13 protein-coding genes are annotated in these 16,678 nt (G+C 31.7%); 5 read left to right on the forward strand and 8 right to left on the reverse strand.

Annotated features, from left to right (window positions below; all coding sequences use genetic code 11):
- Positions 1-43: 43 nt before the first annotated feature.
- The 4 genes from J2Z44_RS08130 to J2Z44_RS08145 all read right to left on the reverse strand — a co-directional run bounded on the left by J2Z44_RS08130 (position 44) and on the right by J2Z44_RS08145 (position 7,321).
- Positions 44-397: a DUF1292 domain-containing protein gene (locus tag J2Z44_RS08130; RefSeq protein ID WP_021282952.1), complete on the reverse strand. Its 354-nt coding sequence runs from the start codon at positions 395-397 to the stop codon at positions 44-46.
- Positions 398-745: 348 nt separating this feature from the next.
- Positions 746-4,261 carry a pyruvate:ferredoxin (flavodoxin) oxidoreductase gene (nifJ, locus tag J2Z44_RS08135; RefSeq protein WP_021282951.1) on the reverse strand — a complete coding sequence of 1,172 codons (3,516 nt, stop codon included), beginning with the start codon at positions 4,259-4,261 and terminating at the stop codon, positions 746-748.
- 233 nt (positions 4,262-4,494) lie between these two features.
- Positions 4,495-5,889 (reverse strand): MBL fold metallo-hydrolase RNA specificity domain-containing protein, encoded by a 1,395-nt coding sequence (locus J2Z44_RS08140; protein WP_021282950.1) that lies wholly within the window; start codon positions 5,887-5,889, stop codon positions 4,495-4,497.
- 349 nt (positions 5,890-6,238) lie between these two features.
- Positions 6,239-7,321, reverse strand: a complete 1,083-nt coding sequence (locus J2Z44_RS08145) for an undecaprenyldiphospho-muramoylpentapeptide beta-N-acetylglucosaminyltransferase (RefSeq protein WP_021282949.1) — start codon at positions 7,319-7,321, stop codon at positions 6,239-6,241.
- A 597-nt stretch (positions 7,322-7,918) separates the two neighbouring features.
- Here J2Z44_RS08145 and J2Z44_RS08150 point away from each other — a divergent pair.
- The 4 genes from J2Z44_RS08150 to J2Z44_RS08165 all read left to right on the forward strand — a co-directional run bounded on the left by J2Z44_RS08150 (position 7,919) and on the right by J2Z44_RS08165 (position 9,567).
- A complete protein-coding gene (locus tag J2Z44_RS08150; RefSeq protein ID WP_021282948.1) occupies positions 7,919-8,113 on the forward strand; it encodes an alpha/beta-type small acid-soluble spore protein in 195 nt (64 codons plus the stop codon).
- A 90-nt stretch (positions 8,114-8,203) separates the two neighbouring features.
- Positions 8,204-8,398, forward strand: coding sequence for an alpha/beta-type small acid-soluble spore protein (locus J2Z44_RS08155; protein WP_021282947.1), 195 nt, complete (start codon positions 8,204-8,206; stop codon positions 8,396-8,398).
- 696 nt (positions 8,399-9,094) lie between these two features.
- Positions 9,095-9,286 carry an alpha/beta-type small acid-soluble spore protein gene (locus J2Z44_RS08160; protein WP_021282946.1) on the forward strand — a complete coding sequence of 64 codons (192 nt, stop codon included), beginning with the start codon at positions 9,095-9,097 and terminating at the stop codon, positions 9,284-9,286.
- Between the two features lie 89 nt (positions 9,287-9,375).
- Positions 9,376-9,567: an alpha/beta-type small acid-soluble spore protein gene (locus J2Z44_RS08165; RefSeq protein ID WP_021282945.1), complete on the forward strand. Its 192-nt coding sequence runs from the start codon at positions 9,376-9,378 to the stop codon at positions 9,565-9,567.
- Between the two features lie 39 nt (positions 9,568-9,606).
- Here J2Z44_RS08165 and J2Z44_RS08170 read toward each other — a convergent pair whose 3' ends face one another.
- From J2Z44_RS08170 to recJ, 3 genes are all read right to left on the reverse strand, one after another.
- The gene (locus tag J2Z44_RS08170; RefSeq protein WP_021282944.1) at positions 9,607-9,780 is read right to left on the reverse strand and encodes a hypothetical protein; all 174 of its coding nucleotides are present in this window, start codon (positions 9,778-9,780) and stop codon (positions 9,607-9,609) included.
- Between the two features lie 101 nt (positions 9,781-9,881).
- Complete coding sequence (locus J2Z44_RS08175) at positions 9,882-10,895, reverse strand: hypothetical protein (RefSeq protein ID WP_021282943.1); 1,014 nt, start codon at positions 10,893-10,895, stop codon at positions 9,882-9,884.
- Positions 10,896-11,442: 547 nt separating this feature from the next.
- On the reverse strand, positions 11,443-13,212 hold the full coding sequence (gene recJ, locus J2Z44_RS08180) for a single-stranded-DNA-specific exonuclease RecJ (RefSeq protein WP_021282942.1): 1,770 nt from the start codon (positions 13,210-13,212) through the stop codon (positions 11,443-11,445).
- 405 nt (positions 13,213-13,617) lie between these two features.
- Between recJ and J2Z44_RS08185 the strand changes: the two genes are divergently transcribed.
- On the forward strand, positions 13,618-14,436 hold the full coding sequence (locus J2Z44_RS08185) for a TIM barrel protein (protein WP_021282941.1): 819 nt from the start codon (positions 13,618-13,620) through the stop codon (positions 14,434-14,436).
- A 565-nt stretch (positions 14,437-15,001) separates the two neighbouring features.
- On the opposite strand, the gene lysS is transcribed toward J2Z44_RS08185, so the two are convergent.
- On the reverse strand, positions 15,002-16,522 hold the full coding sequence (gene lysS / locus J2Z44_RS08190; protein ID WP_021282940.1) for a lysine--tRNA ligase: 1,521 nt from the start codon (positions 16,520-16,522) through the stop codon (positions 15,002-15,004).
- Positions 16,523-16,678 lie beyond the last annotated feature (156 nt).

Raw genomic sequence — 16,678 nt, forward strand, 5'->3', positions numbered from 1 at the left:
TCGCTGAAATCCAACGACTCTCCTTTGAACAAATTTCGGGTGATTAATTACCTTCTGCTTCACTTTCAATTAATTGTTCATAATATGCTCTTGCAGCTTCATACTCTTCATCTTCTGGAACTACAAGCTCTCCAACTTCCTCATCACCAACAACTTTGAATAAATATATAGAACCATCATCTGGATTTTGCACTAAAGCATATTCATTTTCTTCAAAAAGGAATCCATCAACTATTTCGCATTGAATAGTATTGCCATTTTCATCCTCTAAATCAACTATTAATGCTTCATGTTCATGATCATGACATCCACAGCCACAATCTCCCTCTCCATGATGATGTTCATGTTCATGCTCATGATTTTCACCACAGCAGCAACCGTTCTTGTTTTCTTCCATATCAATTACCTCCTTAAGTAGTATGTCTTAATTGTACCCTTTATTTGCAAATATTAAAAGTACTTTTATATTATATTTTGGTAATTTTTATATATTCGCAGAAAAATTCACCATTTTTTCTTCATATTTATTATAATTCCTCAATAACAATCATATTATTTATGTTTTAAAAATTTAATTTAATTAAATTTTTAAAATAAATAAATTAAGCTACATAACATAAATTATGAGCCTATTCATATAATTATAAATTCCAAAAGTGTTTCTCTATACCTTATATTTAAACCCTTACTAGGAATTAATAACAAAAGTAAAGAGGTAGCTTATTCGCTACCTCTTAATATTAAATTATTGAGCTGCAAGTCTTCTATAAGATTCTAATCTGTCCATTGCATCTTTTTCTGTTTTAGCAAATAATGCTTCAGCAGCTTCAGGGAACATTTTTGCAAGAGAAGCATATCTAACTTCTCCTAATAGATAATCTCTGAAGGATGCAGTTGGAGCTTTAGAGTCTAGTGTGAATGGATTCTTTCCTTGCTCTTTAAGCTCTGGATTGAATCTGTACATTCCCCAATATCCACATTCTACTGCTCTCTTAGCTTCTAATTGAGTACATCCCATACCATTCTTGATTCCATGGTTGATACATGGAGCATAAGCAATGATTAGTGATGGTCCTTTATAAGCCTCTGCTTCTCTTATAGCTTTAAGAGTTTGGTTTTGGTCAGCTCCCATAGAAATTTGAGCTACATAAACATATCCATAACTCATAGCCATCATTCCAAGATCTTTTTTCTTAGTTTGCTTTCCAGCAGCAGCAAATTTAGCTATTGCAGCAGTTGGAGTAGCTTTAGATGACTGTCCACCAGTGTTTGAGTAAACTTCTGTATCCATTACTAATACATTTATATCTTCTCCACTAGCTAAAACGTGGTCAAGTCCACCGTATCCGATGTCATAAGCCCAACCATCTCCACCAAAGATCCACTGAGATCTCTTAACGAAGTAATCTTTGTTTTTATAAATTTCAGCAAGAGTAGCTGAAGTATTTTTAACTTCTTCAAGTAGTGGTAATACTGCCTTAGTAGCAGCCTTAGAACCTTCTGCATCATCTTTATTTTCTAACCAGTTTGTAAATGCAGCTTTTAATTCTTCATTTACTCCCTCATTTATAACTTGTTCAACTAAATCTTTAAGCTTATCTCTTAATTGAGATACTCCAAGATACATTCCAAGTCCAAACTCAGCATTATCTTCGAATAGTGAGTTAGCCCAAGCTGGACCTTTACCACACTCATTCTTAGTATATGGAGTTGCTGGAGCACTTGCTCCCCAAATTGATGAACAACCAGTTGCGTTGGCAATCATCATTCTATCTCCAAATAATTGAGTTATAAGTTTTACATAAGGAGTTTCTCCGCAACCTGCACAAGCACCTGAGAACTCTAAAAGTGGAGTTTCAAATTGGCTTCCTTTTACAGAAGAAACGTTCATTGGGTTTTCTCTCTTTGGTAAAGTTAAGCTAAACTCCCAGTTTGGTATTTGATTTCTTTGAGAATCTAATGGCTTCATAACTAAAGCTTTTTGCTTAGCTGGACATACTTGAGCACAGTTTCCACATCCAGTACAGTCTTGAACTGATACTCCAATATGGAATCTTAAGCCTTCCATAGCTTTTCCACCTTTAGCTGCTTGATGTACTAAGCCTTCTGGTGCATTTTTGTAATCTTCTTCTGTTCCAATGAATGGTCTTATTACTGCATGTGGACATACATAAGAACATTGGTTACATTGGATACAGTTTTCTGGCTGCCACTCAGGAACATTAACAGCAATCTCTCTCTTTTCAAAAGCAGAAGTTCCATGTTCAAAAGTACCATCTTCTATTCCTAGGAAAGCACTTACTGGAAGGCTATCCCCTTCTTGTCTATTCATAACTTCAACAATATTCTTAATGAAGTCTGGTTTTTCTTTTTTAACTGCTAGGTTATCATCTTCAGCAGTTTTCCAACTTTCTGGAACTTCAACTTTAACAACTGCATTGATACCAGCATCTATTGCTGCATTGTTCATTGCAACAACTTTTTCACCTTTTTTACCGTAAGAAGCTACAACAGCATCTTTTAAGTACTTAACAGCGTCTTCTATTGGAATGATATTAGCTAGTTTAAAGAATGCAGCTTGGCATACCATGTTGATTCTTCCACCTAGTCCAACTTCATTAGCAATCTTAACAGCATCTATAGTGTAGAAGTTAATATTGTGGTTAGCAATATATCTCTTCATTTGTGCTGGCAAGTGTTTTTCTAATCCTTCAGCATCCCACATACAGTTTAGAAGGAAAGTTCCATTGTCTTTTATTCCTGCTAATACATCATAATTGTAAACATATGATTGGTTGTGGCAACCAACATAGTTTGCATGGTTAATTAGGTATGGTGATTTTATTGGTGATTTACCGAATCTTAAGTGAGAAACTGTTATACCACCTGATTTTTTAGAGTCATAAGAGAAGTATGCTTGAGCATACATGTTTGTATGGTCTCCGATAATTTTAATAGCACTCTTATTAGCTCCTACTGTACCATCTGATCCTAATCCCCAGAATTTACACTCAATAGTTCCTTCTGCAGTAGTTTGGATTGTTCTAGTTATTGGTAATGATGTATTTGTTACATCATCTTCTATACCAATTGTAAATCCATTCTTAAGTGCTTCCTCTTTTAAGTGATCAAATACAGCAACTATTTGTGATGGAGTTGTATCTTTTGATCCAAGTCCATATCTTCCACCAATGATTACTGGTCTTTCATCTCTATCATAATAAGCATTTCTTATATCTTGATATAATGGTTCTCCAGCTGAACCTGGTTCTTTTGTTCTATCAAGCACAGCAACTTTTTTAACTGTTGAAGGCATGTGTTTAAAGAAATGAGCAAGAGAGAATGGTCTATATAGACGAACTTTTAATAATCCTACTTTTTCTCCATTAGCCATTAAATAATCTATAGTTTCTTCTACTACATCACAAACTGATCCCATTGCAACGATTACTCTATCAGCATCTGGAGCACCATAGTAGTTAAATAGGTGATAGTCAGTACCTATCTCTTTATTTATCATGTCCATGTACTTTTCTACTACTTCCGGAATAGCATTGTAGAATGGATTTGAAGCTTCTCTAGCTTGGAAGTATATGTCTGGATTTTGTGCTGTTCCTCTAGTTACTGGGTGTTCAGGACTTAATGCGTTGTTTCTAAATCTTTCAACTGCTTCTTTATTTAAAAACTTTTCTAAAGTTTCATAATCCCAAGCTTCTATTTTTTGAGTTTCATGGGAAGTTCTAAAACCATCAAAGAAGTTTAAGAAAGGAATTCTTCCTTCAATTGCAGCAAGGTGTGCTACTGGAGCTAAGTCCATAACCTCTTGAACACTATTGTTTGCTAAAAGAGCAAATCCAGTTTGTCTAGCTGCCATTACGTCTTGATGATCACCGAATATTGATAATGCTTGAGCAGCTAGTGCTCTAGCACTTACATGTAAAACCCCTGGAAGTAATTCTCCAGCCATTTTATACATATTTGGTATCATTAATAATAAACCTTGTGAAGCTGTGAATGTAGTAGTTAATGCACCAGCTTGAAGGGAACCGTGAACTGCACCTGCTGCTCCTGCCTCTGATTGCATTTCCATCATTCTAACAGTTTGTCCAAAAATATTCTTTCTTCCTTGTGCTGCCCACTCATCACAGTGTTCAGCCATTGGTGAAGATGGAGTGATTGGATATATAGCCGCTACATCCGTATAAGCATAGGCTACGTGTGCCGCCGCGGTATTTCCATCCATTGTTTTCATTTTTCTCATTACAAGCAACCCTCTTTCTATAAAACATTTACTAACTTGTATGATTCATTGCAATTGTTAAAACAGTAACAACTTTTAGAATATTACTCATAATTGCAATATACACCACTTAAACTTCGGCCTTGTTCATTACCAAAGATTAACATGGCATTACAATAAAATTATAACTCATATAAATTAAATTTCAAGTATTAAATTACATTTTGCAACAGCTTACATTGTGAAGTTTTTAATTATTTCCCCAAGTAAAACTCTTCATTTCTACTTGGAATTATTGATTTGTAACCCTTTGAAGTTATTTCTCTATTGAAGGATTTTATATTTTCACCTTCACCATGTACCAGAAACACTGTACTTGGCTTGTTTTTAAAACCTTTTAACCAGTTATACAATACCTTTTTATCCCCATGACCAGATAGTCCTTCTAAATTATAGATTTGTGCTTTAACTTCAATTTCTTCTCCAAAGATTTTTACTTTATTATTTCCTTTTAAAATTTTATCCCCTAAAGTTCCTTCTGCTTGGTAACCTACAAATACCACTGAACATTCTTCTCTGCCTAAATTATTTTTTAGATGATGTACAATTCTTCCACCTTCACACATACCACTGGCTGCAATAATAACAATTTTTTCTTTTATATCTTTTAAAGCTATGGATTCTTCAGTACTTTGCGTAAAAAATAGCCCCTTAAAATCTAGTGGATCATCTCCTAACTTTATAAATTCTTTTGCCTCTTTATCAAAATAACTTTGGTATTTCTCAAATACTTTAGTGCTTTCACTGGCTAGAGGACTATCCACATAGACCTTACAATCCTTTAACTGTTCAGCTTCAACATACTTATTAAGAGCATAAATTATTTCTTGAGTTCTTCCTACTGAAAAAGATGGTATTATTACATTTCCACCAACTTCAAAGGTTTTCTTAGTTATTTCAATGAGCTCTTGTAAATTTTCTTCCACATTTTTGTGTTCTTTATTTCCGTAGGTACATTCCATAATAATAAAATCCCCCTGAGAAATAAGAGTAGGATCTTTTAATATGGGTAGGTTAATATTACCAATATCCCCACTGTAAACCAATTTATTTTCACTTTCATTTCCATCCTTGACTAATATTTCACATATAGCGGAACCTAAAAGATGTCCTGCATCTCTAAAAATTAATTTTACATTAGGTAAAACCTGGATTTCTTCATTATAATCATAACCTACAAAACTTTTTAAACTTTCTTCTGCATCTTTTACATCATATAAAGGTTCTAAGGAAGACAACCCCTTTTCTTCACGCTTTTTATTCTTCCATGCAATATCATTAACTTGAATATGAGCACAATCAATTAGCATGATGCTACTTAAATCTGCTGTTCCTTTTGTACATAAAACCTTTCCCTTATATCCTTTTTTGTATAATAGCGGAATTCTTCCACTATGGTCCATATGGGCATGGGATAATATTACTACATCTATTTCTTCAGGGTTGAATTCTAGCTCCTCATTTGAATTCGCCTTCCCATCTCCCCCTTGATATAAACCACAGTCTAGTAATATTTTATAATTGTTAATAGTTAATAAATGGCAAGAACCAGTAACACACTCTGCAGCACCTAAAAATTTAACTTTCAATAGTTTTCCTCCTTGCTGAATATATATATGTTTAATTTTTAATTACATTACCTATTATTATTTTCCAAAATATGAATTTTTTATTATTAGTTTTATAAAATAGTTACAAAGAGTTAAGATTATCTTTGTACTCCTTACTTTTTAATTAAGAAATATTAAACAGAATTTATATCCTAAGTTATAGGGTTTGAGAGTTAAAATTAAACTTGCACAGGAGTCCTCCGCTGGTTTCCTTCATGGTTTATGAGGATGAAGGAGCTAAAATTTAATCATGAACTCCTATAAGAAAGAAAATTATAAGGAATTAAAAGTTAGAAGGATTTATTACATAAGGAAAAACCCAGAGAAATTATTTTTCTCTAGGTTTTCTATTTTCTTCTATTAATTTGACTATTTTATTTATACTATCCTTTGTTTCGCTTTTTTCCATAAAGCTAATATATTTTTCTCTATTAGCATAGAGCTCTTTTATTTTTTCTAAAAACATGGCAGTGTTCAGCTTTTCCTCTTCTACAACCATACTAAACCCTTGTCTTTCAAAGGACTCAGCATTTAATATTTGATCGCCTCGGCTAGCTTTTGCACTAAGAGGAATTAATAAGTTTGGTTTTTTAAGAGCTAAAAACTCAAATATTGAGTTTGCACCTGCTCTGGAAATAACTAAGTCAGCTGCAGCCATTAAATGTGGTAACTCATCTTTTACATATTCAAACTGAGCATACCCTTCATTATGCTTAAGTCCTTCATCTATATTTCCTTTTCCACATATATGAATTATATTAAAGCTTTTTAATAGTTCATTTAGCCCTTCTCTAACCACAGCATTTATTGCTCTAGCTCCTAAACTTCCACCCATGATAAAAATAATAGGTTTTTCATTTTTAAAACCACATAGATTTTTACCTTTAAGCTTACTGCCTTCAAATAATTCTTTTCTAATTGGTGATCCTGTAAGAACTGCTTTCTTTTTATTTACATGATTCAAGGCCTCAGGAAAGGTAACGCATATCTTTGTAGAGTAAGGCAGTGCAATTTTATTTGCAAGTCCAGGGGTTATATCTGACTCATGTATAATTACAGGGATTCTATTTAAAAAAGCTCCCAAAACCACTGGCACTGATACAAAACCACCCTTTGAAAACACAATATCGGGCTTTTCTTCCTTAAGTACCCTTTTAGCATCAAATACCCCTTTAATAACCTTAAAAGGGTCTGTAAAATTTTTTATATCAAAATATCTTCTTAATTTCCCACTGGAGATAACATGATATTTTATGTTTTCAGCCTCAATAATTCCTCTTTCTATGCCACTTTCCGTTCCAATATATTGAATTTCATATCCAAGTTTTTTTAACTCCGGCATAAGCGCAACATTGGGAGTTACATGCCCAGCACTTCCTCCACCAGTCATTATAATTTTCTTTTTATTCACTTTTGAAACCTCCTAAAACAATAAGAATACTATTTATGATGTATACCTTCAGAATTGAACCTCACTTTATTTATATAAATAAAGTAATTGGCTTTTTACGACAATATCCCTATTATTAGGCATCTGAAAATAAATAACAAGTCAAAGATGTGAAGGCTATTTTGTGTTCACAAGCAAGCTTGTGTTCACAAGCAGGCTTGTGCTGGCAAGGAAACAGGTTCTGCAGATAGTGGAGCTATCAAAGGGTTCTGATGACGCAGTATAGCACAAAATAGACAAGCAGACTGACTTACTTATTTTTTGAAGATGCCTTGTTAAAATCCATCAGTTATAGTATATACTGAATCTAAAATTAAAGTTACTAAAATTTTATTAAGTAATGAACAATTTAATTTTGTCTAGGATTTTAAAAAATATATTTATCAGATACCAATACTAAAACTTCTACTATTCTTTAAATGAAATGGAATTTTAAAAATTTCCTTCCAAGGTGTGGATAAAGGATATAATACCTTCCAAGTATACCACAAATTTAATAAAATAATTTTGAAGTAATAGGTCACAATAATAGTACCAAATCAAAAGGAGGGATTCAAGATGGCAAACAGAAATAATAGAGCACTTGTTCCAGAAGCTAAAGAAGGATTAAACAGATTTAAAATGGAAGCTGCAAAAGAAGTAGGAGTTAATTTAAAAGAAGGCTATAATGGAGACCTAACAGCTAGAGAAAATGGTTCAGTAGGCGGACAAATGGTTAAAAGAATGGTTGAAGCTTACGAAAGAAATCTATAATCTAAAACTTAATAAGTTTAATTCTAAAGATAAGCTATATTTAACAAGTAATCTTGTTACTAAATCAGCTTACAGAAGGAGGAGTTTACAATGGCAAACAGAAATAATAGAGCATTAGTTCCTGAAGCTAAAGAAGGATTAAACAGATTCAAAATGGAAGCTGCACAAGAAGTAGGAGTTAACTTAAAAGAAGGTTACAATGGAGACCTAACTTCTAGAGAAGCAGGATCAGTAGGCGGACAAATGGTTAAAAGAATGGTTGAAGCTTACGAAAGAAACCTATAATTTAATATGCAAGTCTTTTAATAAATCATATTTATAGTTTGATTTCTTATATAGTTAAAACTATATAAGTTAGTTAAAGTTACAGATTAGGGTTTATAAAAGCTAAGTTTAAAAGAGATGCACTTTATGTGCGTCTCTTTTCTTCATTAAGACTTAATTAGTCCTAATTAAGTCTTAATTGTTCCTCTACGAATGAATCTCACTAATATTCACTATCACTCATTTCGAAATAGCACTAAATCTGCCCTATAATTATTAGTTTAAGTAAAGCTACACCTAGATTTCATTATATATTTATATGAATATATAAATAAAAGAATATAAGAATATATAGTGTTTATGCGGCTTTGAATTACTTATACCTTATTCTTTTAGTCTTTATTGATAAGTTTAAGGCTAAAATATTACCAGTATTTTTACCCTACACTGGAATAAATTTTCTCACATATAAAAGTCTTTAGTGGACAAAATAATACTACAAAGAGCAACACAGAAAAAGTTAAACTAACTTAAGTTCTTTGTACTACTATGGTAATTCTATTACTTATAATTCTCTTAACTACTTAAAGTATTCCACTAAAGAAGCAGTTCTTTACTACTCCTTTATGAATAATTAAAAGATGTTATAGAGAAGAAAGTAATATAATTATATATTTTAAACTTCAAAAAATCTTAACTAAAAAGGAGGAATTTAATATGTCAAGAAGAAACAGAGTATTAGTTCCAGAGGCTAGAGAAGGATTAAACAGATTCAAAATGGAAGCTGCACAAGAAGTAGGAGTTAACTTAAAAGAAGGCTACAATGGAGATCTAACTTCTAGAGAAGCAGGTTCTATAGGCGGACAAATGGTTAAGAGAATGATTGAAGCTTACGAGAAAAATTTATAATCATTAAAAGATTATAAGACTTTGACAGAGGTTACTAAATTATATTAATAAAGTTCTATTAAAACTTTATTACAAAGGAGGAATTCATTATGTCAAGCAGAAATAGAGTATTAGTTCCAGAGGCTAGAGAAGGATTAAACAGATTCAAAATGGAAGCAGCTCGTGAAGTAGGAGTTAATTTAAAAGAAGGCTATAATGGAGACCTAACTTCTAGAGAAGCAGGTTCTATAGGCGGACAAATGGTTAAAAAGATGATAGAATCTTATGAAAGAAACTTATAAAATATTAAAACTGGCAAGGAAGTTACCTTGCCAGTTCTTTTATTTTATATTATTTCTTAAATTTCGCTCTTGGTTAAGAGCTTTGTTGCTGTTTTCATTTTCATTATTCTCAGTGATTAAATATTCATAATCTCCAGTAAAAAAACTTTGAGCATTTTGCAATTCACGAGAAGATTTTTCTAAGTTGCTCTTTGAGTTTCTTGACAATGGCATATTAACACTCCTTTATAATCTTAATAATATTTTCCATTTTATTATGTGTTATAAAGAAATAAATATACTTTATTCTAAAATACCAAAATGCTCTCTACCTTCTAGATTTCAGTAAGCCTTTCTTGTCTTTTAAGTTTTATATTATCACCAATTATAACCATACTAGTTCCTAAAAATACAACCACACAGCCTAGTAAAACGTTTGGAGATATTTTCTGCGAGAATGGTGGTAAAGTTAATATTATTGGTATCCATAATACATAAGAAATATTTAAGATCATTGCTGGTGCCACACTAATATACTTCATTGAAACATACCATAATATATAAGAAGTAGCTCCTATGAAGGATCCTATTGCAAATACAATCCAAACAAAAGAATTATTAAGAATTGCAAATACTTCTGAGAATTGAATTCCACCATAGAACTCCATGACATAGGTGTATTCTCCACTGAACCCTAAGAATAATACTAAACATATTGCCAATATAGCAATAGAATAAATATGTCTTATTGTTATTGTAACAATTGGATTAACATCATCTTTTATTAATCTATAACCAAATATAGCTTCAAGCCCCCAGCCAAAAGCAGGTATTAATGCTATTATATAAACTACTAAACTAACAGACTCCAGTTGATAAGTTAACATTACTCCAATAACTGAAATTAATCCCCCGATAGCTTTTAGTTTTGAAAGTCTTTCTTTAAATACTAAGAAGGATGCTATAGCTCCAATAACAGGGTATAAGGCAGAAAAAGCACCTGCTACTGGTGCTGAAATTGCACTAGCAATAGCATAAGGTATTAGTCCTAAAGGTCCCGCAAGAATTGCTGCTGGTATTATACCAAAACCCTTTTTAGAAAAGAATACACTTTTAAACTCTTCCATCAAATTGCTTCTTTTTACAACAAACAACTCAAATATCACATTGAAAAATAAATCTGCTAAGGAAATTAATATTGTTGTGATTAAAATTAGTATTATCCCTTTAACACTAAGTAAATCACCTTTTGAGTTAGCATATAAATTTAATACAGTATATAAAATCACTGTATAAATTGCCCAGGTTACACCAGACAAAAGCCCTACCACATTCCCCTTTTTATTCATAAAATCAACCTCTTTCATATTAATAATAGTTTTATTTAGTTTGTGCATGAATTATATTCTTATTAGTTTTTAGATAGTTTAACGTCAACTAAAATAATATTTTGCTGCATATAGGTTCTACAAACCCTTATGTATTTTGTTTTTGTATCTTTAGCTAATTATCCCTATGTAGATTAATTAATGAAAAGCTTATACTTATAATAATAATAATATGTTCACACAGCATTATTTATGTTCATAATTTGAACATAAATAATATACCATATATTTTCCCCCAGGTCTACAATATATTTGCATAATTTTATAAAAAAAATCAAAATACTACTTAAATCCACATAGTACTTTGATTTTTCAACTTTAGGCATTTTCAAAAAATAAATAAGTCAGTATGTTTGTCTATTTTTAATTATACTGCGTCAACAGAACCCTTAGATAGCGCTACTATCTGCGGAACCTGTTTCCTTGCCGCACAAGCTTGCTTGTGAACTAAAAATATCCTTCACATCTTTGACTTGTTATTTATTTTCAAATGCCTTATTCCCTATATTTACTTAGAAATTTTAATATCTTTTATTTTAAGCTGAAGATTTCTTTGTCCATTAAACTCATTTATATCTGGTTCAAATAATAAATCTACATATAAATCACTAGGTGCATTTATATGATTCATATAATCAAATCCAATGTGTTCTTCTAACAATTCTCTTACTTCTTCGCCTTTGCTAAAATAAAGTGCTTCCATAGTTTTAGCGGTGTTTGGTATGTAGCAAAGTAGTTTTACATGCTGGTTCTCGTTGCCTAAAAACTTAATATGCTTAACTTTAATTTTTTTAGCCATTAATACAGGTGACGGATTCCCTTTTCCAAAGGGTGCTAAAGCCTTAAATTCCCTCACCACTTCATAGTTTATATACTGAAGAGCCATCTGTGAATCTACTGATACCACTGGAATTAAATCTTCAGAGGATAGTGTACAGTTATCATTAAGCATTTGTGAGAAGGCATCTATTTTATCTTCATCTAAGGAAAGCCCCGCTGCCATTGGGTGTCCACCAAATTTATAGAGCAAATCCTTACACTTTAGTATTTCCTCAAACATATTATACCCTTCTATGGATCTTCCTGAGCCCTTAGGTCTATCTTTTCCCTCTGTTAATATAATCGTAGGAACATTATATCTTTCCCTTACTCTTCCAGCTACAATTCCTGCGATACTTTCATGCATATTTTTTTCATAAACTACAAGAACCTTATTATTCTTAATTGGTGAATTTTCAATAATACTACATACCTGTTCTACACTATTATTTGTTAGGTCTTGCCTTTCTTTATTAAGGGTAAAAATTTTAGCTGCGATAGTCTTAGCTTCCTTTTCATCTTCACTTAGTAACAAATCTACAGATAAGTTAGCAGTTTCAAGTCTTCCCGTGGCATTTATGCAAGGTCCAATATTAAAGCCCACATGGTAGCAACTTACTGCATCTTTTATACCTATGACTTCCTTCAATGCCTGAACACCCTTATTTTTTGAGGTTGTTAGCATCCTTAGAGCTTCTCTTGCAATAACTCTATTTTCATCTACTAAATCCACCACATCGCAAATAGTACCTATGCCTGCATACTCTAATAACTGAAAAGCTTCCTCTTCCTTTATATTCATAGCTTTAAATAAAGCCGAAGCAAACTTAAAAGCTATTCCAGCACCACATAAAAATTTAAAAGGATATTCACAATCAGGTCTTTTAGGGTTAATTATAGCATCTGCCTCAGGCATAACAACAGTTCTACTTTCATCTTCTTCTACAAAGGGGAGTTCATGATGATCAGTTATAACAATTTTCATTCCTAATTCTTTAATTCTTTTTACTTCATTTACAGCTGAAATACCATTATCACAGGTTAATATTAAGTCATAGCCTTCTTTTGATAGTTCTTCAATTCTGTCTAAGTTCATACCATAACCTTCTAGTTCTCTATCAGGTATATAGTAATTAACTTTAGCTCCCACTCTGCTTAAGGCTTTGTATAAAACTACAGTACTGGTAACACCGTCCGCGTCATAGTCCCCGTAAATAATAATTTTTTTCCCCTTGTCTATAGCTTCCTTCACTAAATTTACACCAAGTTCCATATCTTTCATCAAAAATGGGTTATATAAATCCTTCAAAGATCCACTAAAAAACTTTTTTATTCTTTCTTCTGTATCTATACCCCTGTTATATAAAACTCTTAAGGTAATAGGGCTGATTCCAGTTTTACTACATAATTCTTTTATTAACTCTATTGAGCACGGTTTTTCCTTCCATATTGTCTTCATGTTTATCACCTTCTCATTTTTGCTTTCATCCTAAATATGTATAACAATAGCGTTTATATTGTATCTACTAACTTCAAACAAACAGTAACTTTTATTATTTATTATATATTAAGCACTAAAATTATTTTGTTTTTATGTATATAAAACCTAATAAAGATAATTCTACTTTTCATCCTCTTTAATATAGGTTTCTAAAATTACATTATAATGTAGAAGCAATATTGCAACTTATATACTTTCCTATCCATAATAACACGAAAAATCCTTCCTTGCATAAAATGAAATTCATATAAGGGAAAATAAATCATTAATTCGAGGGCATAAATAAAATCACAAAACTTTGCTTATAAACCTATTTTGTTAACAACACTAAGTTATGTTATACTTTTTTAGAGGTGATTTACTATGGATAAATTATTATTTGGTATTTCTGGGCTCCCTATGGGAAATGAAAATACTAAGTTTACTTATAAAACCGGAATACCTTATTTAAAAAATTTAGGGTTAGAAGCTATGGAGCTTCCTTTTGTAAGGTCTGTTAATATAACTGATAAAAATAAAGATGAAGTTTTAAAAGCCAAAGAAGATAACTCTTTCTATCTTTCTGCTCATGGCTCATACTTTATAAACTTAAATGCTGATGAAGAAGAAAAGCAAAATCAATCCCTTGAGAGAATAATAAAGGGTGCAGAAGGTCTCGCAAAGGTTGGTGGAAGAAGTTTAATTTTTCACCCAGGGTTTTATCTTAAGGACTCTAAGGAAGAAACTTTTAGTACCATTGAAGAAAATTTAAGAAAGCTTCCTTATTTAGGGGTAGATTATAGATTAGAAACCACAGGAAAAGGAACTCAATTTGGCTCTCTTGAGGAATTAGTAGAGCTTTGCAAAAGAGTTCCTAATGTGAAGCTATGCATAGACTTTTCCCACTTGCATGCTAGGTACAATGGGGCCTTAAAAACCTATGACGATTTTGCAAAAATCCTTTCTTATGTTGGTGAAAATTTAGGCAATGAAGCCCTAGAAGACTTACATGTTCATATGTCTGGCATAAACTATGGCGCTAAAGGTGAAAAAAATCATCTTCCCTTTGTAGAAAGTGATTTTAATTATAAGGCTTGTATGGAGGCCTTTAAAAATTTTAATGTAAAAGGTTGTATTATTTGCGAAAGTCCAATATTAGAAAATGACTCGTTGCTAATCAAAAATTATTATGAAGCTCTGTAACCTAATTACTTTCTGCTATTAACTTTCTTTATATTGATTTAAATATTTTTTCAGTATTCACATTTAGGCATATAAAAGTAAATAGCAAGTTAAAAATGTGAAAGCTATTTTGTGTTCACAAGCATGCTTGTGCCGACAGGGAAACAGACTTCTCAGATAGTGGATATATCAAAGGGTTTGTTGACGCAGTATAGCACAAAATAGACGAGCACATTCACTTATTTATTGTGAAGATGCCTTAATATTTAAAATTAATAATACCAAGGATATATAGAGAATTAATTCCTCTATCATCCTTGGCATTTCTATTATTTATACACTTATTAATGACTATCAATAATCCCATTATATACTTTTAATTTTTAAAATTGCTACTATGATTATAACAATTTAATTGACACATAAAATGTGGCTATTGAAAACAATCTATAATCAATGGCACAATATAATGATGAATTGATAATGGTGAGTTTATATAAGTTTATACTACATGAAGAGTATAAACTTATATTAAATTCTTATTGTACTGTAATCATAATAGAGATCTAATATCTTTATGACAAAACTACCTTTTTACAAGTGGAAATGCAATAACATCTTTTATTGAAGTTGCTCCAGTTAAAAACATTATCAACCTATCAATCCCGATACCTAAGCCTCCTGCTGGTGGCATCCCTACGTCAATTGCCACTGCAAACTCTTCATCCATAGGACTTGCAGTTTCAAGTCCTGCTCTAAGTTTTTCAGCTTGTTCATGAAGAAGTATTCTTTGTCTTAGTGGATCATTTAACTCTGAATAAGCATTACCAAGCTCTACTCCAAAGGCATAGGGTTCAAATCTTTCAATTAACTCTGGATTTTCTCTATGAACTTTGCATAGTGGTGAAGATTCAATTGGAAAATCAATTACAAAGGTAGGTTCTATTAATTTATCTTCACAATATTCCTCAAATAGTGTCATTATTAACTCACCTTTTGAAGCTTCTTCTAATACAAATCCATCATTTATTGCTTGACTAAGTAATTCCTTTGAAGTAATAAATTCAATTATTTCTTCTTTTGTTTTATTTTCAACATCAAATTCAATTTCATTTTTTACAAGGTCACACATTCTCTCTCTTTTCCAAGGAGCTTTAAAATCAATTTCTATTCCATCATAGCAAGCCGTAGTAGTGCCATTTACTTTTGCGAATATATGCTCATAAATATTTTCCATAAGCCTCATCATATCTCTATAATCAGCATAGGCCATATAGCACTCAAAAAGTGAAAACTCTGGATAATGAGTTCTATCTATACCTTCATTCCTAAAGGATCTTCCAAGAGTATATACTCTTTCAATACCACCTACCATAAGTCTTTTTAAATAAAGCTCTGGTGATACATTCATAAAAACCTCACAGCCTAGTGCATTTACATTAGTGATGAAAGGCTTAGCTTCTCCTCCACCATATTTTGTATCTAAAATTGGTGTTTCCATTTCCATGAACCCTAAGCTATCCATATACTGTCTAAGAGCAAACATAGCTTTAGATCTTTTAATAAACCTTTCTTTCACTTCACTATTCATAATCATATCTAGTGATCGATGTCTTTGTCTTAAATCCATATCTTGTATACCATGATACTTTTCAGGCAAGGGTCTAATAGCTTTTGATAATATAGTAATTGTCTTTGCTTTAATAGTAATTTCATCGGTTTTGGTTCTAAAAACTGTCCCTGAAACCCCAATAATATCACCTACATCTACAAGCTTTAATATCTCATAAATGTCACTACCTAATGAACCTTCATGAAAATATACTTGTATTTGCCCACTTTGATCTTGTAGGTTTAAAAAAGTTACCTTTCCCATTTTTCTTAAAAGCATTATTCTACCTGCTAATACAAATTCCTCATCACTATTTATATTGTCGAAATTATCTAGTATGAATCTGCTATGAGTTGTGACATTAAAAGAATATGGATAAGGATTTATGCCTTTTCCCACCATTCCATTTACTTTTTTGATTCTTTCAACTACAAACTCATTACTATCTTCCATTATATTTCTTAAATTATTTAATTCTTCATAGCTATTGTACATCTATGATACCACCTTTCAAAATTCTAAAAATCTTAATAAAACATTTTAGTTTCTAAAATTGAAAATAAAAAAGGCGTGCCTCGGCACGCTCTCTCTTTTGCCTCCAGCTCTTAGGCGTAGCCTGCTATCAAAAAAATACTTGTCTCCTAGACGATT

The sequence above is a fragment of the Clostridium punense genome, from assembly GCF_017874425.1.
Lineage (GTDB): Bacteria > Bacillota > Clostridia > Clostridiales > Clostridiaceae > Clostridium_J > Clostridium_J punense.

Bases quoted from the DNA above. Each gene is read 5' to 3' on its own strand.
- J2Z44_RS08130 (WP_021282952.1), bottom strand. From the start codon at position 397: ATGGAAGAAAACAAGAACGGTTGCTGCTGTGGTGAAAATCATGAGCAT.
- J2Z44_RS08155 (WP_021282947.1), top strand. From the start codon at position 8,204: ATGGCAAACAGAAATAATAGAGCATTAGTTCCTGAAGCTAAAGAAGGA.
- J2Z44_RS08165 (WP_021282945.1), top strand. From the start codon at position 9,376: ATGTCAAGCAGAAATAGAGTATTAGTTCCAGAGGCTAGAGAAGGATTA.
- J2Z44_RS08160 (WP_021282946.1), top strand. From the start codon at position 9,095: ATGTCAAGAAGAAACAGAGTATTAGTTCCAGAGGCTAGAGAAGGATTA.
- recJ (WP_021282942.1), bottom strand. From the start codon at position 13,212: ATGAAGACAATATGGAAGGAAAAACCGTGCTCAATAGAGTTAATAAAA.
- nifJ (WP_021282951.1), bottom strand. From the start codon at position 4,261: ATGAGAAAAATGAAAACAATGGATGGAAATACCGCGGCGGCACACGTA.
- J2Z44_RS08170 (WP_021282944.1), bottom strand. From the start codon at position 9,780: ATGCCATTGTCAAGAAACTCAAAGAGCAACTTAGAAAAATCTTCTCGT.
- J2Z44_RS08175 (WP_021282943.1), bottom strand. From the start codon at position 10,895: ATGAATAAAAAGGGGAATGTGGTAGGGCTTTTGTCTGGTGTAACCTGG.
- J2Z44_RS08185 (WP_021282941.1), top strand. From the start codon at position 13,618: ATGGATAAATTATTATTTGGTATTTCTGGGCTCCCTATGGGAAATGAA.
- lysS (WP_021282940.1), bottom strand. From the start codon at position 16,522: ATGTACAATAGCTATGAAGAATTAAATAATTTAAGAAATATAATGGAA.
- J2Z44_RS08150 (WP_021282948.1), top strand. From the start codon at position 7,919: ATGGCAAACAGAAATAATAGAGCACTTGTTCCAGAAGCTAAAGAAGGA.